This window comes from Paracoccus xiamenensis (assembly GCF_011308835.1).
Lineage (GTDB): Bacteria > Pseudomonadota > Alphaproteobacteria > Rhodobacterales > Rhodobacteraceae > Paracoccus > Paracoccus xiamenensis.
Genome location: NZ_JAAOHY010000009.1, coordinates 13,002 through 34,658, shown reverse-complemented (window position 1 = coordinate 34,658; position 21,657 = coordinate 13,002). Strand labels below are relative to the sequence as shown.

Here is a 21,657-nt window from a genome sequence, read left to right as displayed (position 1 = left end):
TCCCCCGGCGCGGATGATCACTGCGGCCAAAGCGGCACTTGCACGCCCAGCCCGTAGACGAAGACAATGGCCCCGAAGGCGGTCAGCCCTGCCGCCAGCAAAAGCGTCGTGCGCCAGTTGCTGCCCGGATCGGCCAGAGAGCCTGCCAAGATCAGGAACATCGAAGCGATCACGAAACCCAGATGGGTAACCGCAAAGGCAAAGCCCACGATGGACAGGGTGATGACAAGCAGCGGGCGCAGCTTGATCGGCTCTATTGGGGCGGCATCGCGGCGCATGGCCGCGATGCCGATCACCAGACCCAGCAGGATCAGCAGCCCGCAGACGACACGGGGCAGATAGCCCGGCCCCATCTGCGCCAGCGTTCCGCCATCCAGCACCCGCGTCTGCCACAGGCCAATCACGCCGAAACCCACGAATATCGCCGCCGTCAACAGGTCGGGACGGTCGCCTTTGCCTGATGCTGCTGGCCCGGCCATCACTGACCTTCCTTGACCATCTTGATGATCTCCTCATACCGGGCGAGGCGCTCTGGCATGGCGGCGGCCCAATCGGCACCCGACTGATAGGACAGCGCGAGGCCCTGCTGCTTGGCCTTTTCCTGGAATTCGGGGTTGGCCACGGCCTTGTCGACCGCCTCGGCCAGCCGCGCACGAACCTCTTCGGGGACGGCGCATGGTGCGGCGATGCCGCGTTCCGACGACATCAGCACGTCAAAGCCCTGCTCCTTCGCGGTCGGCAGGTCGGGCGCCAGGATAGAGCGTTCTTCGGTGAACTGTGCCAGCCCCTTGATCTGGCCGGGCTCAGAGCCTGCATATTCGCCGACATTCAGACCGATCACGGTGACATGCCCACCCAGAAGCGCGGTCTTGGCCTCATTCGCGCCACCGAAGGGGACGGCCGTCATATCGACGCCGGCCGATTCTTCCAGCTGCAGCATGGCCAGATGCTCGTCCGTGCCCACGCCAGTTGTGCCGATGGACACCGCGCCGGGGTTTTCCTTGGCGAAGGACACCAGTTCTTCAAGCGTGTTATAGGGCGAGCCTTCCTGAACGACGAACATGCCCGGATCCTCGACAATACGGGCAATCGGGCAGATTGCTGCGGGATCAAAGCGCAGTTCGCGGTCGATGCGCATGGTCAGAAAGCCGGGCGTGTTCAGCGACGAGATGGTATAGCCGTCGGGCTTGGCTTGCGCCAGCGCGGTATAGGCGATCTCGCCCGAGGCACCAGGGCGATTCAGCACCGGGATCTGGGTCGCAAGGTCGGCCTCGATATAGGGCGCGAGCGTGCGCAGCATGATATCGGTGCCACCGCCGGGCGCGAAAGCCACGATCATTTCAATCGGGCGATCCGTCGGCCAATCGGCAAGCGCCGCAGTGGCGCCGAGGGTCGAAATCGCGGCTGCCAGCGGCAGTGCATAGATGGTTTTCATGTCTTCCTCCCATTTATTGGCGGGACGGCTCCTCACCGCCTGCCGTTCAATCCGGCCTCAGCCCGGAAATTCGCAGCCGAGACGGCGCAGCGCCGCATCGACCCATGCACGATCATTCGTCCCCGCCTCGATCGCCGCCATCTGGCGGGTCTCGGCGTCCTGCTTGGCGACGGTTTTGTCATAGACGTCATCAAGCTGGTCGAAGGGAACGCACAGCACGCCGTCGCTGTCGGCGACGATCAGGTCGCCCGGCTCGATCACCATGCCGTCAATGGCAATGGGGACATTGATCTCGCCGGGGCCGTCCTTGTAGGGGCCACGATGAGTCACGCCCGCAGCCCAGACCGGTAGGTTGGTGCTGACGAAGTTATCGACGTCGCGGATCGCGCCGTTCAGGATGAAACCCGCAACGCCGCGCTTGATCGCATAGGCCAGCATCAGCTCGCCCATCAGCGAGTTGGTCACGTCGCCGCCCGCGTCGCAGACGATCACGTCGCCGGGCTGGGCCATGTCGATGGCCTTGTGCAGCATCAGGTTGTCGCCCGGACGGGCCTTGACCGTCAATGCCGGCCCCGCCAGCGATCCGTCGCGGTGCATCTTGCGCAAGCGATCACCGCCTGCCGTCAGCCGCGCCATGCTGTCGCTGACATTCGCGACCGGCAGCTTTGCGTATTTGGCCACAATGTCGGCCGGGGCCGAGCGCTTGCGTTCAAGGATGCGAAACCCGATTGGCATTGAAAGCTCCTCAGCTTGCGGCCGGCGCGGCGGCGGACAGGTTCTTGTGGTTGATGATGCGGGACTTGGGCAGGTCGACACCGCCCAGCACGTCCACAATGGCTTGCGCGGCATCGACACCGACGCGCAGGTTCGCGGCCGTGGTGACCCCGCCGATATGGGGCGTTACCACCAGTCGCGGCTCGGCCCAGAAGGGATGATCGGAGCCAGTGGGCTCTTTGGCAAAGCTGTCCAGCCCGGCCCCCGCGATCCGCCCGGATTGCAGCGCATCCAGCAATGCCGCTTCGTCGATCAGGCCGCCGCGCGCCGTGTTGATGATGATCGCATTGGGCTTCATCATCGCAAGGCTATCGGCGTTGATGATATGGCGCGTTTGCGGCGTCAGCGGGCTGTGCAGGCTGACAATATCGCTGTCGCGCAGCAGCGCCTGAAGGTCACTCGCCCGCGTCACGCCCTCCTGAAGGAAAACCTCGTCGTCGCAAAAGGGATCATAGGCGATCACCTGCATACCGAATGCCTTGGCATATCGCGCGGTCTGGCGCGCAATCGCGCCAAAGGCCACCAGACCGATGGTCGATCCCGCCAGTTCGCGCCCCTGAAAGCCCGGCTTTTCCCAACGGCCTTCACGCATTCCGCGATCCAGCGGCACGATTTTCTTGGCAACGGCAAGCAACAACGCAAAGGCGTGTTCAGCGACCGAGACGGAATTGGCACCCGAGGCGACCACAACCGGGATATTGCGCCGGGTCGCGGCATCGACGTCGATATTGTCGACGCCAACCCCGTGTTTCGAGATTACCCGCAGATCCGGCGCCGCGGCGAAAATGGCATCGTCCACACGGCCCATCCGAACCAGGATTCCCGCCGGTTGCGTGTCACGGACGATGTTCAGCAGCCCCTCCCCCTCGGTATAGGGGGGCAGATAGACGGGCGCATAGCCGGCAGCTTTCAGGACCGCGTCCGCCTCGGGCGCAAGGCTTGGCCCCGTGATCAGAATATTCTTGGTCATCTCCCCACCTTCTGACGATCTCAGAACCCTCCCCACGTTCATAAAAGTTGCTACGCTGAATGAAAGCGCGTAATTCTATTTCATAAATTAAGCAAAACTGGACATAATGGATACCAGACAGCTCAGGACGCTGCTTGCCATCGTGGAAACCGGCAGCTTCGCGCGCGCCGCCGATAAGGTGGCGCTGACGCCTTCGGCGGTAAGTCAGCAAATTCAGGCGCTTGAAAGCGAGGTGCGCGCCAGCCTTTTCAACCGCGACAACCGCCCGCCAACGCTGACCACTGCCGGCCACCAGATGGTCGAGGCAGCACGCGAGCTGGTTCGGGCGACCGAGAACGCACTTGATGCGATCTCGGGCAAGCGCGTCGTCGGAACATTTGCGATCGGCTCTGTCCGTTCAAGCGCAATCGCGCTGCTGCCCAAGGCGATCTCGCGCATGGTCGCCTTGCATCCGGGGCTGAAGGTCAAGCTTCGGGTCGGCAATTCCGCGGATCTCGTGCAGGACGTGGCGGCCGGGCGGCTGGATGCCGCGATCATCGCCGACAACAGCGTCTCCCTGCGAGAGCTGAACTGGCAGCCCTTCATCCGCGAGCCGCTTTACATCATTGCGCCGCCCGGAACGCCGATGACGGATGCGGCAACACTGCTGGAGTCGCATCCCTTCGTGCGCTTCCGCAGCAATGTTCCGCTGGCGCTGATGATCGAAGCAGAGTTAGGCCGCATGAACCTGACTTTGAACGATATTGCCGAAATGGATACCGTCGCGGCCGTGACCGCTTGTGTGGCGAATGGGCTTGGCGTTTCGATTGTCCCTCATTTCGCCGCTATCGAGGGCAAGGTGGACCTGCTGCGGCTTCCATTCGGGGAACCGCCGGTCTTTCGTCAGATCGGCCTGTTGAAGCGCCCCGAGGGTCCGCGCGCGCAGCTGATCGATGAACTGCATGAACAACTGGCGGATGTCAGCGGCGTGTATGGCGTACACGCGCATTGACTTGCGTTGTGCGTACACGACCGAGGGCGAGCCCACATGGCCCGTCACGCCCGCGAACAGCAGTGACGACACCCAGTCAAGCTGTGCCCAGTCTAGCGAGGTGATTGGCCGTCCAGCGTGGGCAAGGGGTTCCCGTTCACCAGCATTGCCGACCGGCTACCGGTGCGGCTGCTGCTGAGTATCAACGAATGGCCCGGCAAGCTTGCGGCTGCGATTGCCGCAGTCAAAGGCCCAGCTGCGCCCAGATCCCCGACAGCCTGCGAGATAAAGTGCCAGCCACTTTCATCGGGCAGCAGCGCGGTAAGCTCTGATCGGATGACCCCGAGTTCTTCGGCCCGCCAACGTTCAGCATGCGCATCGCTGAAGGCATGCAACGGGCGCTCGTGACCAGAAAGCTGATCCTCGATTGCGGCGCGCAACCCCCCGCCCAGCAGACCACGGCCCGGGTCGCGCCAGTTCTGCGACTCAACTGTCTGGCTTGGCGGGAACAGGACGGCCGAGGGGGTGTTATCGGCGCTGCCCAAAAGCGTGCAAATGGCAGCCTCTGAAGGGATCGGGTTCCAAGGGTGCTGGGATGAACGCGCCAGCCCGGTCGTGCTGCGCAGATCCATCATAAAGGGCGTGACCAGACTGTCAGCAGCCGCAAGATAGACCAATGGCTGCGGACTGCCCTCGATCACCTGAAATGCCTGCGCAAGCCCGCGCATCGCGCCGCAATCATCGCCGAAGACAAGGTGAAGCTGCGTCACTCCGTCAAAGTCCAACCCGGCCGCTACGGCACGGAAAGTTTCGTACAATCCGGCTGTTTGCAGGATCTCGGGCAGCGCCAGAATCATGGGCGCATGATATATCCGGCCGAAGCGCTCCAACTGGTTTGCGCGGCAATCGTGATAAGCGCGCTGCAACAAATGGGCCAGCCGGTCGGGGAAGCTGCCGTTATCGCCAATCGCGGCGACATAGCTCATCACCTGACGCATCCCGTCCACCCCGACCCAGCGCGGATGGCGCCGGAACAGCGGCCGCCCGGCAAGCAGCGCGCTGACCTGTTCGTCGCGCCCACCCGTCGCGGGCGTCATCATGCCATAGGCCAGAATAGCGACTGCCCTGGGTGTCTGCCTGGTCACCTTTCAACTCCGGCTAGCTGGCGCAGCGCAACACGGGTTACCTGGATTTCGTGATCGCGCCCGTCGCAGGGCAAGGTGGAAAGCCACAGAACCGAAAACCGGGACTCGGCAGGAAACAGATCAAGCCGGGCAATATGGGCTTTGCTTGGAACGGTACCGGTCCGCATCTTCGTCTCGACCTGAAATAGCGCCTGCGGCAGACGGAACTGCCAGGGCACCGCGCCGGTGAAGCCATCCAGAAAAACTGGCTCTCCGCCTTTCAGGTACTTCTCTGACCACTGATCTGCCGGTGCCGCGCATGCAAAGCGCGGATCGTGATCCACGGGCATCAGCGGAGAGCGGGCGCGTCGCCAGGCATCGTCGAAGGTCCCCGCAAGTTGCAGCCTTGGGCGCCACCAGCGCGGGATCGGGCCAAATCCAAGAACACGGCTTTGTTGCGGGTCACGCATGCAGTCACAGCCCACGGCTTCGATCCTTGGCAGGATCGTTTCCGTATTCGGGCTGAACTGATGCGGCGCGCGCAGCCATTCACCATAGCCAAGCGGATTTTCCGGTGGGCCATCATCAAGGGGCTGTGGCAGGCTGCCGCCGAAACTGCTTTGCCAGCCAAGGGACAGGCGGTCGTGCCGGCCCTGGTCCGAAAGCTTCCATTTCCGCCCGACAAGACGGGCACGGCGTGGCGGGTGCAAGATTGCCTGTTTGCTGACGGCGCCGACCTTGAACGTCAGCGGCGTTGGACGGTCATCGGACACCGCTGGCTGCAATTCACCGTGAAGCAGGATGTCGCCCGCCGGTGCGAATGGGACAAAGTCATCCTCTGCCAGCAGCACCTCATTTTCGCTTCCACCATAGCGGGCCACGAAATTTACCGGCATCTGCTCTTGCGCGATATGCACCCGCCCCGCGGCATCGGCGGTGAATGTCGCGCGGATCGCGACGCACCAATGCTCATGCCCGTGGGCATCCCGGATGAACGTGCCACCGGCCTGAAAAGGTGTCCTATTCGCGACCTGCCACAAAGTCAGGGCTCCGCTGTCAGGGTGTCGAGGTCATCGTGGACGGGACGGTCCGCGCCCGCGATAACGGCCGCGCGGACCTCCGACAGGGCGGGGGCGACGGCGGCAGACCATTCGGGTCGGACGGCCGTTCCCGGCACCAGCTCGGTGTTGCCATGGTCAAATCGAAGCGCTGGCAAGGGGGAGGGGTTGCCAAAGACCGTATCCTGCAAAACCGCGAAGCCCGGACCGCTCACGAAGCTACCAAGTCGGCGAAGATAGGCGAGGATGACCAGAATGCTTCGCGGCTGGTCGGTACAAAGCACCTGCCCGAGTTCCAGCCGGCCGTAGCCGTTATCGTAACGAAACAGCCAGTCCGCCGGCGATTCTGCCGTATTGCGCAATTCGCGCAGGAAATCGCCGAGGTTCCGCCCGGTAAGACGCGCCAACGCCTCATGATCCAACGGGGAAAGTTCCCATCCGATCCGCTCCCAGTCGTGCCACATCCCTGCCTGTGGGGCGGGTTGGGTCAGCGCCACCGCCAGACTTTCGCGCGGGATAGGGCAGGTCAGATACAGCGAGGCAGGTTCGGACATTCGTCAGGACCTCGCATCAAACCGCGTGATCCATTCCAGCGTCGTCTCGTACCGATCCAGCGGCGCCGGAACGCGTATCAGGTCGCCGGGACGCTGTTCGTACTTCATGAAACGGACGGAACGAAGCGCATCATTTGCGACCAGATAGGTTTCCGGCGGCCCGCCGATATTGACGTCGCCCATCTGCGGATATTGCCCCGCGCGCAGCACTGTTCCGCCGTCATAATCATGCAGGCTGAATTCGGGCGGCAGGCTGTCGCCGGGGGCCGCGCCGAAATGAATTGACCACGCCTCTTTCAGACGCTCGGTCAGTTCTGCACGACCGCCGATCTCTGCCAGGACCTTGTCGCTAAGGACGGTCAGCCAGTTCACCGTCTGGATCTTGCCGGGTCCGATCTTGAAATTGAATGCCCCAAGCATGTCCAGCCCGGAAAAGCGCGCGTGGAAGGGCCAGGTTTCCTTCGGGTACTGGAATTCCATCCCGGCCTCCAGGACCAGCGCGAAGCCGGCTGTTCCATAATCCGGCCGGAGGAGTGACGCCCATTCGACAACCGCCCGAACATAGCGATCCGGATCCGACTTCATGAACGAGGGCGGGACAGCGGTATAGAAATAAGACGGCCAATCAGGTGCATAATTGCCGATCATCTGCGCCGTTGCCCGCCAGCGAGGCGGTGCCTCATCGTCGGTGATGGTGATCCCGAACACGTCGTCGGGCGCGGATTTGGCGGCGTCCTCGCGCTGTCTGTGCGGAAAGTCAGCCCCGCCGATCGCCTGCATGCGCTTGGCACCCGATGGCAGCAGCCGCGTCACCTTGTCCCCAGCCAGACGGGCATAAGCGGCCAATGCCTCGACGCTTGCGGCGCGCGCTGCGCTGTCAAACCCGTTCCGCACGAAAAGCTGGGCCTGGACGCCGACGCGCAGGATCGGGGTTCCGCTGTTGCCGTCCTTTATGATCAGGCCGTCCAGCCGCTCGTAGTCCGTCTTCTGATCCATCTTATCGCTCTTTCACTCTCAGCCCGAGGTTGCCAATACCGCACCGCCGCCAAGCGCGGCAGCAGCCGCAGCGGCGGCAGCGCCGCAAGGCTCTGCAATAATGCAGGCGGTGATGGCAATGCCCGTACCCACTGCCACCACACCCCCTATAATCCAGCCCCAGGGTGTTTCCGATTCCGGTTCCGCCGCAGGCACGGGCACAGGATCGGTCACGGGCGCCGGTGCCGATGGCGGGGGCGGCGGCGGGAACCAGCAGAAGGCGCATTCAACTGCGACGTCGATCAGGTCATAGTCGATCCCCAGATCGTTTGCGGCGGCGGAATATTTGCCCCCCGGAAGCTGGTTGGCATTCGGGCTGTCGCCGGGGAATTTTACTTCGACGATACGGGTCGGGTTCCCGCGACCGTCAGTGGTGACGACATCCGGCCGAATGCCGCCAGCCGGCGTGATCGGGTTGCTGGTTGGCGCGTCGCCTGCCCGATTTCTGATGATGTCCCAACCGTCCTCACCCCGCTGCATCGAGACTTCACGCCAATACGGACTGTCCGCATCCGGATAGTCGCCGGTATAATATTTCTCTTGCAGTTTCTGCGACATGCACCGCTGAAAGTAGATCGCATGCTTGCATTCGCAGGCAATCTCGCAAAGCTCCTTGAGCCAGTCATCCATATCCAGCGGCGGCTGTTGCTCGCCCCCGATGGACACGGTGTTTCCCCTGTTCAGCAACATCTTGTCTGTCAGGCGGCAGGCTGGTTGCCCTTCAAGGAAAACGTCGGGCGACCACGATAACCAGGTCGCGCGATCCTGGTTCACCCCGGACTTGATGCCGCCGCCCTTGCCGGGCTCGTCACCGAAAGAAATACGAAATTCGGACGGCTTGATGGCGCAACTATGGCCGCCATCGGCAAAAACGCTGACAGTCCCCTTCGCCAGATCCCGCGAATAGGCAATATTCAAGTAGGGAACGGGATACCCCCCCTTTCCCGGTGTCAGGCAGATATCCGGCAGGGTCGAGCGAACGAAGCCTTCCGAGCCCTTGTGGCAAAGGGACAGCCCGTTAACATTGACCGAGATGGTCATGAATTCAGCCCGATAGCCGCCCCGTTCAGCGTGATCAGCCCGTCGGTCATGACGGTCAGGTTATCCCCCTCGATCCGGACCGTTCCATCATCGCGAACCAGCAGCTTGGCGCGTCCCGTATCAATGACAAAACCTTTCCGCCCTTCGTCATAGTGTGCGACGGCCAGCAACCTCCGAAGCTGAAGGACTTCCGCCGATGAAAGCGGCGCGACAACCTCATCGGCGTCAATCTGGCCGAGCGTAGTGTCGATCTTGCTCATGGCTTGTAATCCTCCATGCAGGTTCTGAACAAACGCGACTGGTAATAGCCTTCCATCGGCGCGAGATGCAGCGGTTCACGGCACATGCCGGCCTGGTGAAGCGCGATCAGATCGCGACGACACAACTGGGGGCGGTCGGTATCAGCACAAAGCGCCACAACAGCGGATAAGAGGCGATACGGTGCGAGCTCCTCTATCGTGGGAAGCTCGGCGCTTTGGGGGTCGGCGGTGCATAGCGGGCGCAAGACATCAAGCGACGCGATCCGCGCGCTATCTGTCGAACATGGCATTGTATTGCCCAGCACGACGCTGTTTTCGGCCAGGACTGCGTCATCGCCCAGGATTGCCGCCTGCAGCAGCCGCAAGTCGGAAAATTCGCCGAAGTTTCCGATCAGAACAGCCCTTTCGTCGGATCTGGCTCGATATAGCAGATCCAGAAGGCCGGGCGTAAACACCTCGTCCGGCAGATACTTGTTCCCGCGGCGATCCAGAAAAACATCTGCGACGCTGGCAAGACAGGCATCTGCATCCTGAAAGGCCTTCCCGGTCTGCTCGGCAAGCCGCTGACAGTAGAGGCCTATCCCTTCCTCGTCGCCCGCGAAGATGACGTAAGCCCAAAGCATCAGATCAAAGGGCCGCGTCTTCAGTTGATAATCGCCGAGCAACGAAGCGATATAGGGCTGACGCAGCGCATCCAGCTGGCCGCTTTGCATCAGCAGCCAGAGGGCGTCGAAGGGCGGCATTTCATCCAGCCCATCAGCAAGCGCGCCCGACACGACCTCTTCAAAAGACTGGTCCAGCATCGTCGGCAGGACCGAGTCGGCCGGTGTCTGCGCGGCATCGTCGGCAAGCGCGCCGCCGAACATCGCGCAAACCAATACGGTCGCAAGTGCGGCCACCCTGCCCCGCCAGATCCCTGCAAAACTCATTCGGGAACCTCAATCTGTTCCTGGGCCTCGTCCTCGATCCCGCTCAGGACCGGGTCAGGAACCTCGATACCGAACAGGCGTTTCAGATCGTCAGATTGCGGAATGCCATGCTCTTGAAAGGCGGCCTCGATGGCGTAGCGGTCCAGCTCCGGTGTCGGCATTGCCTCGATCGACATGCCGAGCATGGTCATGAATTCCACCACGGTGCGGAAGAAGGGCTCTACCTTTTCGCTATAGGCGGCATATTCTTCAAACCCCGACCTGCCTGCGCGCGTATTGAGGATCCGGCGATACTTGGTCACGACGACACGATCACTATAGGTAAACGCGTAAAGCGTGGTCATCTGGTCATAGACGCCCCACACCTGCTGCATCCCTCGCGTTGCCCCGCGCAGGTGCCTGATCGTCTTGCCGACCGCTGCAAGCTGACCCGTCGAAAAGCCTGCCGATTGCAGCGCCTTTAACCCGGCCGCGCCATATCGCTGGACGATTGCCTGACTGGGCGAATGCGACTTGACCTGGTTCCGCATGGTTTCCTTGACCGTGCGTTCGAATGCCTTGTCATCGTTAGGATCGTCCTTGTTGCCAAGCGCGTCGCGCCCTTCCCATGGACGGTAATGCGTCAGCCGGCCCCGCGCATTCTTTGCGGATTCGGTTCCAAGATCCCAGAAGATGCGCGCAAGAATGCGCGTTGCGCTGTCATCCATCAGTTCATCTCGATCCGGTCGGTCTTGACGGCAAACAGGTCGACCATGCGGAACCGCGCCTCGGTTCCATAAAACGTAATTATCCCATTGGCTTCCATGACGATGGATGAGGCACCGCAGGAGAAGACAATTCGTTCGGCCGCCTCGATGTCCACAGTCTCGCCACTGCTGACATTGCACATCTTGCCGACATTGACGGAATAGCTTGCGCCGGCGATGACTTCCTTCGTCAGGCCCACCGTTTCGACAGATGCGAGTCCGACGGTTTCCGCCTTGGTCTTTTCGACTGTCACAAGGTAGTTGCCCTCGCCGGGGTTCATCATGCCGGGAAAGCCGAGGGCTTTCGCAGCCGCGCCAACTCCGTCAGTCGCGCGGCTGATTGCACTGCCGATAAACCCAGCTAGTGCGGACGGGCCAACGGTCAACGACATGTTGCCGGCCACTGCCTCGTTATGGCTACCGGAGACTTCGATCTTCTTGTTGTGCCCGACCGATTGCATCCAGTTATTGTCGATCCGCTCGCTGTGATTGTTCAGGGTTTTCTCGTTCCGGTCCTTTTGGGCGTGGAGGTAAATCTCTTCCTCGCCCTGCTGGTCCTCGAACCTCAATTCGTTAAATCCCCTGCCGGTCCGCTTGCCATCATGGCTGTTGGTCCGGAAGGTGCTGCGCGTCTTATGCGCCGGCAGCGGATAGGGCGCGTCATTTGCCCCGTTGAACACGTTGCCGGTGACCAGCGGCTTGTCCGGGTCGCCTTCAAGAAATTCGACGACGACCTCCATACCGATCCGCGGGATGACCATGCCGCCCCAGCCTGCGCCTGCCCAGTTCTGCGACACCCGGCAGCGCATCGAATAGGCGTTCGCCAGATCCCAATGGAACCGCACCAGAATGCGGCCGTATTCGTCGCAGTCGATCTCTCCCTCGCCGACCACCTCGGCCGTTTGCGGTCCCTGCACCACGGCCAGCGGCGTCCGCTTCGGCGGGGCCATGGGCGCGGTGTCGGGCATCAGCACATAGCTGCCGGTGAAGGAATAGCCGTCGCTGCCCTGACCGCCCGTGCCGTAGGCTTCGCTGACAAAGTGATGGCTGGCCGACAGGCACAGAAACGTTTCGCCAAGCCCCGGCACCTGGTCGCCCGACAAGGTCATCCGCTTGCCCGCACCAAGGCTGACGCAATCCCCCACGGCCCGGTTGCGGCGGTCCGCGCCACGTTCCTGTTCGGTCCGAAGCCCAGCCACCAGCTTGCCCACATCTTGCGCCAGATAGTCGCCCGGATAATCAAAACTCTCGATCTGGCCCTGCGCGTGCTGCGCATCGCCCAGCCGGTCGACCTCCATCGCCTGATTGGGCTTCTTGAAGTTGTAATCCGTCAGTCGAACCGCGCCGGTGGTGATGTTCCGTTCCGGCGCCCAGTCCCAGAAATGCTCCTGCTCATACTGGTGATGGCCGTCATAGCGCTTGAACGGACGCGGCCCGATCTTCTCATGCGCCAGCACGTCGTCGGTCAGAACCAGCGTGTGGCTGCCGATGGCATGTTTGAAATGGAAACTGATCCCGTGCCGCTCCATCTGCCGACGCGCGAAGTCGAGATCGGATTCACGGTATTGCACCGTGTATTCGAGGGTCGGATAGTCCTTGGACAGGCTGATTTGCAGCGCCGGATCGCCGAGACCGGCATAGTCCGACAGCAATTCCTGCAGGATCTCGATGACCGTCTTGTTGTGGAAAATCCGCTGGTTGCGCCGCCTGCCCGCCAGCCAGAACCATGGCCTGAGCGTCAGATCATAGCGGTGCCCGTTCTCGCCCACACCTGCCCAACGGGCCGAGGTGACGATGCCGTCAAAGGGACGCATTTCCTCATGCGCCTCGATCTCGACGGTGGCATGGGTGCCGACAAGCGCGTCGAAATCCAGATTGTCGCGGGTGGCCAGCGCTTCGACGCGATACTCAAAAAGATCGTTCAGGTGATCCGTACCGTCAAAGCGCAGCAGAGCCAGAACGTCCGGCCCGAGCTCTGTCGTCAACCGACCCAGCCGCTCGGCCTGCTTGAAAGGGGCGTTCATCGCACCTCCGACTTAAAAACATAAACTACAAATCAAGGCTGCTTATACCCGGTTCAGGACCGGATGAACAGAACCGGATGCCGCCTGACGGATCGGCCCAGCATGGGCGTTCGATCCGATGCGATCCCGGCAAAAGCAGGGACCGGCGCGACATCGCCGGACTTCCGCCAGCTTCCGCGTCCCTGCGGATCTGGGGCCAATGCATGACCTGCCATGCGCGAGAGGCCGAGCCTCATGTGGGATGCAAGAAGAACCTCACGCATCCAGGCGCCGCTGAAGACCAAAGAAGGGGCAGGTCAAGCTGCATGTGTTATATAACTATTGCCCATCGCGGAACATGACGCGACAACGCACCAAACCATATCCGCTTGATAACAGGTCACTATCAATGATCGACATCCAACCATTGGCCATTCTGCGCGAGATCGACCGGACGGGCAGCCTGACCGAGGCCGCCGATCAGCTTTGCCTGACACAATCGGCGGTCAGTCACGCGGTCCGCCGGTTCGAGGAGCGCCATGAGGTGAAACTTTGGGAGCGCGAGGGCCGCAAGCTGCGCCTGACGCCTGCGGGGGAGTATCTTCTGGGACTGGCGCAGCGGATTTTGCCGCAACTCGAACATGGGGCTGCGGTGCTTGAAGATTACGCGCGCGGGCGACGCGGCGCGATCCGGGTGGGGATGGAATGTCATCCCTGCCAGGATTGGCTGATGCGGGTCGTCGATCCGTTTCTGATGGAATGGCCGGATATCGAGCTGGATGTGACCACGGCCTTCCAGTTCGGTGGGCTCGCCGCACTCTTGAACCATGAAATCGACATTCTCGTCACCCCCGACCCGATCGAGCGGCCCGGCCTCGAATATCGGCCGGTCTTCGATTACGAATTGGTGCTCGCCGTGGCCGACCACCACCCGCTGGCGCAAAAGCGGCATGTCGACCCCGGGGATATGGCCAGCGAGACCCTGATCACCTATCCCGTCGCCCGCGAGAGGCTGGACATCTATACGCGGTTTCTGGTTCCGGCCCATGCGCTGCCGCGCCGGCACCGGACGGTCGAAACCACCGACCTGATGCTGCGTCTGGTGGCGTCGGGCCGTGCCGTCAGCGCGACACCCGACTGGCTGCTTCGGGGCGTCAAAGGCGTGACGGGGGTGCGGATCGGCGAAGGGATCCCCAAATCCATCCACTTGGGCTATCGCTCGGGCAAGACGGCCAGCTATCTGGACGGCTTCATAAACCTGGCCGCGAGGGTGCAGATCTGAACCTCCCGTCCCGCCCGCGTCGCATCTGCGGGCGCCTTGGCACCGGCATCCAAAACATGAGTTTTAGTCATATGTTTCCGAGAAAATGTCATTTTTCTTCATGTCCCGCTTTGCCCATACAGGGAGCTCGCTCGCAACGCGCTACGGCATGAAGATCGCGGTGTGAAAGACCGAAGAATACCAATTGGACACCGGATCACGATGACTGAGACTTTCACCATCAAGGGCCTTCGTTTCGACGAGACCTATGCGCCCGCCGACAGCACCCGGCTGACGACGAATTTCGCGAACCTCGCTCGCGGCGAACGGCGGCAGGAAAATCTGGCCAATGCGTTGAAGATGATCGACAATCGTTTCAACGATCTGGCGCGATGGGATAACCCTAAGGGCGACCGCTATGGCGTCGAGCTGGATATCATTTCAGTCGAGATGGACGTTGATGGCAGCGGCGAGACCTTCCCGGCGATTGAAATCCTGAAGCCGACGATTCTGGACCGCAAGACGGGTGCGCGAATTGATGGCCTCGTCGGTAACAACTTCTCGTCCTATGTCCGCGACTACGATTTCAGCGTGCGCCTGCCCGAACACAACAAGGGCCGCGATGGCTTCAGCGTGCCCGAGGATTTCGGCGAGCTGCACGGTCGGATCTTCAAGGATTTCGTCGCGTCGGAGGCGTTCAGGACGCATTTTCACAAACCGCCGGTCATCTGCCTCAGCGTCTCGGACAACAAGACCTACCAGCGGACGGCGAACAGCCATCCGGTTCTGGGCGTGGAATACACGCCGAACGAATCCTCGTTGACCGAGCGGTATTTCCAGAAGATGGGGCTGCAGGTGCGTTACTTCATGCCGCCGCGCAGCGTCGCGCCGCTGGCCTTCTTCTTCTTCGGCGATCTGCTGAACGATTACAGCAATCTGGAACTGATCGGCACGATCAGCACCATGGAAGCGTTCCAGAAGATCTACCGCCCAGAGATCTACAACGCCAATTCCGTGGCCGGCGAAAGCTATCGGCCAAGCCTGAAGCATCAGGACTATTCGCTGACCCGCGTCACCTATGACCGCGAGGAACGCAGCCGGCTTGCGATCGAACAGGGAAAGTATGCCGAAGAACACTTTATCAAGCCGCGCCGCGCCATGCTTGACGCCTGGTCGGCGAAAGTCGCTGTGTGAACGATACGAACTGCTACGAAGTGAACTGACATGAATAAACTGCTTCCCACCGCAACCGCCGGCAGCCTGCCGAAACCCGTCTGGCTTGCCGAACCCGAGAAACTCTGGTCGCCCTGGAAATTGCAGGGTGACGAACTGATCGAGGCCAAGCAGGACGCGCTGCGCGTTTCCTTGTCTGAACAACAGCGTGCCGGCATCGACATCGTCAGTGATGGCGAACAGACCCGCCAGCATTTCGTGACGACCTTTATCGAGCACCTGACCGGCGTCGATTTCGACAAACGCGAAACTGTCAGGATCCGGGATCGCTATGATGCCAGCGTGCCCACGGTTGTGGGCGCTGTATCCCGCGAAAAGCCGGTCTTTGTCGAGGATGCGAAGTTCCTGCGCGCCCAGACCGATGCCCCGATCAAATGGGCGCTGCCTGGCCCGATGACCATGATCGACACGCTGTATGATGCCCATTACAAAAGCCGCGAAAAACTCGCCTGGGAATTCGCCAAAATCCTGAACGAGGAAGCGAAGGAACTTCAAGCGGCTGGCGTAGATATCATCCAGTTCGACGAGCCGGCCTTCAACGTCTTCTTCGACGAGGTGAACGATTGGGGCATCGCCACGCTTGAAAGGGCCATCGAAGGGCTGAACTGCGAAACGGCCGTTCATATCTGCTATGGCTACGGCATCAAGGCCAACACCGATTGGAAAAAGACGCTCGGCAACGAGTGGCGGCAATACGAGAAGGTGTTCCCCAAGCTTCAGGCCTCGAATATCGATCTGGTGTCGCTGGAATGCCAGAACTCGCATGTGCCCATGGACCTGATCGAGCTGATCCGGGGCAAGAAGGTCATGGTCGGGGCCATCGATGTGGCGAGCGCCACCGTTGAGACGCCGGAACAGGTCGCCGACACCCTGCGCAAGGCGCTTCGGTTCGTGGATGCCGACAAGCTGTATCCCTGCACCAATTGCGGCATGGCGCCGCTGCCGCGACATGTCGCACGCGGCAAGCTGGCCGCGCTTGGCGCGGGCGCCGAGATCGTCCGTCAGGAACTCTCGGCCTGAAAGCTGCGCATGAACCCGTTTCCGGTTTGCGGGACATCGATGCCCGCAAACCGGATCTGCCTCCGGGCCTCGGCTCCGCCGGCCTGCCCGTCAAAGGAATAGATCCTGATGTATGACAGCACCGTCCTTGACGCCATCGACCCGCGCGACCTGCGCGATTGCTGCGGTCGTTTCGCCACCGGCGTCAACGTCATCACCACGCGCACTGACGAAGGCGATCACGGCATGACGGCCAGTGCGTTCATGTCGGTCTCGCTCGACCCGCCGCTGATCTGCATTTCGGTAAGCCGAAGCGCGAACATGCTGGATAAGATCCGAGAATCGGGGCGATATGCGGTGAACGTCCTGCCCGAGGGGATGCGCGGGCATGCGCTGCACTTCGCCGGTCGGGGCGACGGAACGCTGACCGAGCCGTTTCAGAGCCGCCACGGACTGCCCGTGCTGCCCGGCGCCGCGGCACTGATCATTGCGGACGTTGCAGAGCAGATCGAAGCAGGGGATCACATCCTTTTTCTTGGTCATGTCCGGCATCTGGACCGTGACCCGGCTGCTTCGCCGCTTCTTTACCACGCGGGCCAATTTGGCGGCCTTGCCGCGCCAGCCAGCACGTAGAAACAGCCGTCGGATGTGGCGGCTCTAACACCCCTCGCCACATTGGCTGGCGCAGATCCGCCGCGTGCCCGGCCCCGCGTATTCGCGGCACCGGGTCTTTTGCATCTGCGGGCGCTTACCCGATGGTGGCGCCATCTTCGCGCCAGACGGCGATCACCGAGGAGCGCGGCTTTCCCGCGCCATCGGGCCAGGATCCGCCCGGATGCTGGATGCCGACAAAGGCGACCTTACGATCGGGCGACCAGGTGAGACCGGTCACCTCGGCCCCGTTCGGGGCGGTCAGGAAGCGCGCGATCTCGCCGGTTTCGGGATTGCCGATCAGCATCTGGTTGTTGCCCATGCCGGCAAAATCGCCCTCGTTGCTGTCATCGCCATCGGTCTGGATCCACAGCATCCCGTCAGACGAGAAGGCCATCCCGTCGGGCGAGTTGAACATATTGCCCGCCGTCACATTGTCCGAACCGCCATAGACATTTTCGTAAACCTCGGGATTGCCGGCCATCACATAGAGATCCCAGGTGAAGCCATCGGCGCCGTGATCCTCATCCGCCGGACGCCAGCGGACGATCTGACCGTATTCGTTGGTCTCACGCGGGTTGGGCGCGTTGACCGGCATCTTGTCGCCGCCGCGTTTGGAGTTGTTGGTCAGCGCACAATAGACCTCGACCCGCAGCGGGTTCGCCGCAACCCATTCCGGCCGGTCCATCGAGGTCGCGCCGACCTTGGAGCCGGCCAGCCGCGCGTGAACCAGAATCTCCTCGATCGACATGCCGGTGGTTTCCGGCGTCAGCGCCAGCCATTCGCCGCTCATGTCGTCATTGAATTTCGCGACGTAAAGCGTGCCATCCGACAGCAGCCCATCGGTCGGCTGGCCCTCGGCCCACGTGCCGTTCGAGACATAGCGATACAGGAACTCGCCCCTTTCGTCATCGCCCATATAGACGACGATCCGGCCATCAGCCGCCTGCACCATTTCGGCATTTTCATGCTTGAAGCGGCCAAGCGCGGTATGTTTGACCGGCGTGCTGTCGGGGTCGGTCGGGTCGATTTCGGTGACCCAACCATGGCGGTTCGGCTCATTCGGTTCCTGCGACAGGTCGAAACGCGGGTCGAATTTCTCGTAGGCATAGCGCCCCTCGCCGCCGATACCATAGCGCACGAGACCTTCGGTTTCCTCGAACGGGCCGGTGGCGCCGAAATAGGTGTTAAAATTCTCCTCGCAGGTCAGATAGGTGCCCCAGAGCGTCTTGCCAGCACCGCAATTGTTCATCGTCCCCTTGGGCGACATGCCGTCAGCGTCGGCATTGGTCCGCACCAGATCAGAGCCGGCGGCAGGCCCGTCCATGACCATCTGCGTTTCATGGGTGATGCGGCGGTTATAGGGGCTGTCCAGCACGACCTGCCAGCCGTTTTCGCCCTGCGCAATCTCCATCACGGTGACGCCCTGCATGTTCTTCAGCAGCGTGACCTCGTCGGCGTTGCGCGGAATGCCCTCCGCCTCGGCGGGCAGGTTGACCTCGGAGTTCACATATTCGGAATTGACCGCTAGCAGCACATGGCCGTCATGTTCATAGGTCTCCATGCCGTCGGTATTCTCGCCGAAGACCCGGTCCGACATGTCCAGCGGCACGCCGGTTTCCGGCGACCATGCGGCTTCGGCGTCCGAAAACAGCGCCTGCCCCCATTTCACCAGCGGCTGCCAGCGATAGCCCTGCGGCACGTGGATGTCGAAATCCGTCGCGATTCCGATCGGCGCGAAGGCGAAGGCCGCGGCCTGAGCGCGGGCAGTGCCGGCGGAACCAAGCATGCCCGAACCGAAGACCATGGCGCCCGATCCAAAGGCCAGCGTGCCACCAAGAAACCCGCGTCGCGAAATTGCGGCTTCGACAACACGGTCGAAATCGCTTCCGGCGGGACGCGGGTCGCGCAACTCGTCAAGTTCATCGAAGGAAAGGCGGACGGTGGATTTGATATCCATATCTGGCTCCATGGCTGGATCGTCTGACAGGGTGCCGAGGCTGATCGGCATTGGCACTTCCCTGTAGGATCCTTGCTTGGCGCTTTTGTGTCATGCTGATGAATGTGTTGCGACGGTGGCGCAGACCGGGATCTGTCGGCACGGTCGCCGATGCAGCCTTATACCAGCCGCAAAGCCGTGACACCTGCCAGAGCCGCAATCGACGCACCCAGCATCAGTTCGAACATGGCCACGGCCGGCACCAGAGACCGCCCGCCCGGCAAGGCCAGAAATACGCCCCGGCGCATCAGCGCCGCGATCAGCCCTGCCGAGGCGGTGACCATCATCGTCCCGATCCCCATGACAAAGGCCCCGAGGATGCCAAGAAGATCGAGATCGAGCCGCCATGTCAGGATCAGCAGGAAAAGCGCACTGGTGCAGGGCCGCAAAGCCACGCCAAGGATCAGGGCCGCTGCCTCGCGCCAATCCCTCGTTTTGGCCAGCGCCTCGGGCTCGGGTGCGTGGCTGTGGCCGCAACCGCAATGTGGTCCGTGGTTGTGGTCAGGGCCGATATTTGCTGCGGCGGCGGTGCTGCGCCATGTGCCGCGAAGCCGGCGCGCGCCGCGCCAGAACAACATCACACCGAGGACCGCGATCATGGCGAAGGACAGCGGCTCGATCATGCCCGCCAGACCCTCGACCCGGTCCCGCGCACCGTCAATCAGCCATATTGCGGCATAGACCAGCACCACCGCCACGGCCGCCTGCGCAAGGCTCGTCACTGCGGCAAGCCCGATCAGCCGACGCAGTGAGGATGGCGAGGCCGCCGCATAGGCCGCGATCACCGCCTTGCCATGACCGGGGCCAAGCGCATGCAGAAAGCCATGCGTGAAGCACAGCGCCAGAAACCCCGTGACCGCGCCGGGCTGGCCGCCACGCAGGGCGCGCAATGCGCCCGCCAATGCGTTCTGCGCATCGCGTTGCCAGGCAATTGCATTGCCGGCAAGCCAATCCTGAAATCCGCCGTAGGCCAAGGCGGCAGCGATCAGCGCCACAAGCGCAATGCAGATCGGTGTCAGTTTCCGCATGTCAGGACCACTTCATCCGCAAAGGCTCCGCCGACCTCGGGGGACTTGCCCTCCTCAAGGATTTCTTCGTCGGTCAAATCGCCCAGCAGTTCTTCATAAAGCTTCTGTGCTGCTGCGGTATCGGCCTCATGTATGGCGATCTCGCACCCCTCGCGCCCCGCAAGCTTCGGCGCACCCGCCAGATCGTAGAAGACATAGTAGGTTGGATCATAGACCTGAAGCGTGACCGGCGCGCTGCCCGGGTCGATCCGCTGTGGCAGGGGGCGCAGAAAGCTGACGATCAGACGGTTGTCCCGATAGTCCACCTTGAGATCCAGCGGTCCGCTGAGTTCGACCGGCGCACCATTCGACCTGAGGTAGAGATCGCCTTCGAAACCTTCTGGCCAGTCGTTGAATCGCTCGACTGCCGTCTGGCGTTCAGCCCCGGTCAAAACCCCATCCCCATCGCCGTCCAGGCCCAGATCCTCCAGGATCAGCATCGAGGTAAATTCATCCCAGACCCAGACAATCCCGGTCGCGCCAAGGCGGCCCTGATCGTCAAAGTAAAAGGTGATACCCGCATCGACGAACTCATGCGGATGCGCCCGCCCCCCGGCGGGGGCAAAAACGGAAAGGCACAAGAAGATCAGCAGGATAGAAACAGATCGCATCGGCGGAACATATCCGATTGCCTGCCTGCCAGCCAGTCGCGACGAACATCCCGGCAATCGCTGAAAGCAAGGGTTGAGGTGGCGTTGAAGTAACAGCCTCAGGCAAGCGCCTCGACGATGCCGAGGCCGCCCCGGCATCCTCGGGGGTCACGCCCTGCATCCCTGCGGTAGTCAGCGGGGAAGTGCGGCACCATTGCCGAACCGTTGCAGCAGGTGCGGCAGAGGCCTGCTTTGGGCAGGCATCATCGCCGACTGAGCTGGGTCCAATCTAGCAAGCAATTTCATATTGATTTGCCGTAGTATCGCGCCAGCCTTGATATCAGATCCGGATGGATAGGAAGAACGGGGTTCCCCGGAATTAATCTGTTTCCGATATAAGCGAATGAACTTTTCAGCGGATTATCCTCTGGCGTCGTGGCCCCTATCTACGAGCCATCGAAGCAACACTGCCGGAGGAAAGATCGATGCCTGACACTGCATTGGACGCCCGCATTCAAGCGCTGGAAGACCACGCGGCGCTGAAGAAAATCGTCGATGTGTTCTCGAACCTCGCCGATGAAAAGAAGGTGCGTGAACAGACCTTCCTGTTCACCGAGGACGGCGTGGTCGAGACATGGTTCGGCGACACTGCCCTGCCGCCGCTGAACGGTCGCAAGGAAATCGAGGACAGCTGGACGCCGTTTCTGGCCAGCTTCGACACCGTCTATCACATGAACGGCCAGTTCGTGGCCGAGATCTGTGGCGATACCGCCACCGCCACGCATTACTGCACGGTCGAACTGATCGGCGATCAGGACGGGCGAAAGGTCCGCAACTCGAACGGTGTGATCTATAATGACAGCTATGTCCGCCAGAACGGTGAATGGCTGATCAAGAAGCGCGTCGCCCGCTTTACATGGCGTGACGTGCATCCCTTCAACCCGGCATGAGACGTGAC

Annotated in this window: 22 protein-coding genes; 6 read left to right on the top strand and 16 right to left on the bottom strand. The window is 61.8% G+C overall.

Annotated features, from left to right (window positions below):
- Nucleotides 1–17 precede the first annotated feature (17 nt).
- Genes G7044_RS15605 through G7044_RS15590 form a run of 4 tightly spaced genes read right to left on the bottom strand, consistent with a single transcriptional unit; the run spans nt 18 to nt 3,179 of the window.
- Nucleotides 18–479, bottom strand: coding sequence for a tripartite tricarboxylate transporter TctB family protein (locus tag G7044_RS15605; protein WP_166330544.1), 462 nt, complete (start codon nt 477–479; stop codon nt 18–20).
- Nucleotides 479–1,435 carry a tripartite tricarboxylate transporter substrate binding protein gene (locus tag G7044_RS15600; protein ID WP_166330542.1) on the bottom strand — a complete coding sequence of 319 codons (957 nt, stop codon included), beginning with the start codon at nt 1,433–1,435 and terminating at the stop codon, nt 479–481. The genes G7044_RS15605 and G7044_RS15600 overlap by 1 nt, the downstream gene beginning before the upstream one ends.
- Before the next feature lie 57 nt (nt 1,436–1,492).
- Nucleotides 1,493–2,170 (bottom strand): RraA family protein, encoded by a 678-nt coding sequence (locus G7044_RS15595; protein ID WP_166330540.1) that lies wholly within the window; start codon nt 2,168–2,170, stop codon nt 1,493–1,495.
- A 10-nt stretch (nt 2,171–2,180) separates the two neighbouring features.
- Nucleotides 2,181–3,179 carry a hydroxyacid dehydrogenase gene (locus G7044_RS15590; protein WP_166330538.1) on the bottom strand — a complete coding sequence of 333 codons (999 nt, stop codon included), beginning with the start codon at nt 3,177–3,179 and terminating at the stop codon, nt 2,181–2,183.
- 106 nt (nt 3,180–3,285) lie between these two features.
- Here G7044_RS15590 and G7044_RS15585 point away from each other — a divergent pair, with 106 nt between their 5' ends.
- Nucleotides 3,286–4,170 carry a LysR family transcriptional regulator gene (locus G7044_RS15585; RefSeq protein WP_166330536.1) on the top strand — a complete coding sequence of 295 codons (885 nt, stop codon included), beginning with the start codon at nt 3,286–3,288 and terminating at the stop codon, nt 4,168–4,170.
- 92 nt (nt 4,171–4,262) lie between these two features.
- On the opposite strand, the gene G7044_RS15580 is transcribed toward G7044_RS15585, so the two are convergent.
- From G7044_RS15580 to G7044_RS15540, 9 genes are read right to left on the bottom strand one after another with little or no spacing between them, the layout of a single operon-like run.
- Nucleotides 4,263–5,294 (bottom strand): hypothetical protein, encoded by a 1,032-nt coding sequence (locus G7044_RS15580; RefSeq protein ID WP_166330534.1) that lies wholly within the window; start codon nt 5,292–5,294, stop codon nt 4,263–4,265.
- The gene (locus G7044_RS15575) at nt 5,291–6,313 is read right to left on the bottom strand and encodes a DUF2169 family type VI secretion system accessory protein (RefSeq protein WP_166330532.1); all 1,023 of its coding nucleotides are present in this window, start codon (nt 6,311–6,313) and stop codon (nt 5,291–5,293) included. The genes G7044_RS15580 and G7044_RS15575 overlap by 4 nt, the downstream gene beginning before the upstream one ends.
- Nucleotides 6,314–6,315: 2 nt before the next feature.
- Nucleotides 6,316–6,885, bottom strand: a complete 570-nt coding sequence (locus G7044_RS15570) for a hypothetical protein (RefSeq protein WP_166330530.1) — start codon at nt 6,883–6,885, stop codon at nt 6,316–6,318.
- Between the two features lie 3 nt (nt 6,886–6,888).
- A complete protein-coding gene (locus G7044_RS15565) occupies nt 6,889–7,881 on the bottom strand; it encodes a type VI immunity family protein (protein ID WP_166330528.1) in 993 nt (330 codons plus the stop codon).
- Between the two features lie 18 nt (nt 7,882–7,899).
- Entirely contained in the window at nt 7,900–8,961 is a 1,062-nt protein-coding gene (locus G7044_RS15560) for a PAAR-like domain-containing protein (protein WP_166330526.1), read from the bottom strand.
- The gene (locus G7044_RS15555) at nt 8,958–9,221 is read right to left on the bottom strand and encodes a hypothetical protein (protein WP_166330524.1); all 264 of its coding nucleotides are present in this window, start codon (nt 9,219–9,221) and stop codon (nt 8,958–8,960) included. The genes G7044_RS15560 and G7044_RS15555 overlap by 4 nt, the downstream gene beginning before the upstream one ends.
- Nucleotides 9,218–10,087: a hypothetical protein gene (locus G7044_RS15550; protein WP_166330522.1), complete on the bottom strand. Its 870-nt coding sequence runs from the start codon at nt 10,085–10,087 to the stop codon at nt 9,218–9,220. The genes G7044_RS15555 and G7044_RS15550 overlap by 4 nt, the downstream gene beginning before the upstream one ends.
- A 59-nt stretch (nt 10,088–10,146) precedes the next feature.
- Nucleotides 10,147–10,857, bottom strand: coding sequence for a hypothetical protein (locus tag G7044_RS15545; RefSeq protein ID WP_166330520.1), 711 nt, complete (start codon nt 10,855–10,857; stop codon nt 10,147–10,149).
- Nucleotides 10,857–12,920: a type VI secretion system Vgr family protein gene (locus G7044_RS15540; protein ID WP_166330518.1), complete on the bottom strand. Its 2,064-nt coding sequence runs from the start codon at nt 12,918–12,920 to the stop codon at nt 10,857–10,859. Before G7044_RS15540 ends, G7044_RS15545 begins: the two co-directional genes overlap by 1 nt.
- Nucleotides 12,921–13,308: 388 nt before the next feature.
- On the opposite strand from G7044_RS15540, the gene G7044_RS15535 reads away from it, so the two are divergent.
- The 4 genes from G7044_RS15535 to G7044_RS15520 all read left to right on the top strand — a co-directional run bounded on the left by G7044_RS15535 (nt 13,309) and on the right by G7044_RS15520 (nt 17,025).
- Complete coding sequence (locus G7044_RS15535) at nt 13,309–14,181, top strand: LysR family transcriptional regulator (protein ID WP_166330516.1); 873 nt, start codon at nt 13,309–13,311, stop codon at nt 14,179–14,181.
- Between the two features lie 201 nt (nt 14,182–14,382).
- A complete protein-coding gene (locus G7044_RS15530; RefSeq protein ID WP_166330515.1) occupies nt 14,383–15,354 on the top strand; it encodes a DUF1852 domain-containing protein in 972 nt (323 codons plus the stop codon).
- A 30-nt stretch (nt 15,355–15,384) separates the two neighbouring features.
- On the top strand, nt 15,385–16,413 hold the full coding sequence (locus G7044_RS15525) for a methionine synthase (RefSeq protein WP_166330513.1): 1,029 nt from the start codon (nt 15,385–15,387) through the stop codon (nt 16,411–16,413).
- A 108-nt stretch (nt 16,414–16,521) separates the two neighbouring features.
- Nucleotides 16,522–17,025 carry a flavin reductase family protein gene (locus tag G7044_RS15520; RefSeq protein WP_166330511.1) on the top strand — a complete coding sequence of 168 codons (504 nt, stop codon included), beginning with the start codon at nt 16,522–16,524 and terminating at the stop codon, nt 17,023–17,025.
- A gap of 115 nt (nt 17,026–17,140) precedes the next feature.
- On the opposite strand, the gene G7044_RS15515 is transcribed toward G7044_RS15520, so the two are convergent.
- The 3 genes from G7044_RS15515 to G7044_RS15505 all read right to left on the bottom strand — a co-directional run bounded on the left by G7044_RS15515 (nt 17,141) and on the right by G7044_RS15505 (nt 20,720).
- Nucleotides 17,141–19,003, bottom strand: coding sequence for a PhoX family protein (locus tag G7044_RS15515; protein WP_166330717.1), 1,863 nt, complete (start codon nt 19,001–19,003; stop codon nt 17,141–17,143).
- A 158-nt stretch (nt 19,004–19,161) separates the two neighbouring features.
- On the bottom strand, nt 19,162–20,070 hold the full coding sequence (locus tag G7044_RS15510) for a nickel/cobalt transporter (RefSeq protein WP_166330509.1): 909 nt from the start codon (nt 20,068–20,070) through the stop codon (nt 19,162–19,164).
- A complete protein-coding gene (locus G7044_RS15505; RefSeq protein ID WP_166330507.1) occupies nt 20,058–20,720 on the bottom strand; it encodes a DUF1007 family protein in 663 nt (220 codons plus the stop codon). The genes G7044_RS15510 and G7044_RS15505 overlap by 13 nt, the downstream gene beginning before the upstream one ends.
- A 464-nt stretch (nt 20,721–21,184) precedes the next feature.
- Here G7044_RS15505 and G7044_RS15500 point away from each other — a divergent pair, with 464 nt between their 5' ends.
- Nucleotides 21,185–21,649, top strand: coding sequence for a nuclear transport factor 2 family protein (locus tag G7044_RS15500; protein WP_166330505.1), 465 nt, complete (start codon nt 21,185–21,187; stop codon nt 21,647–21,649).
- The last annotated feature ends 8 nt before the right edge of the window (nt 21,650–21,657 follow it).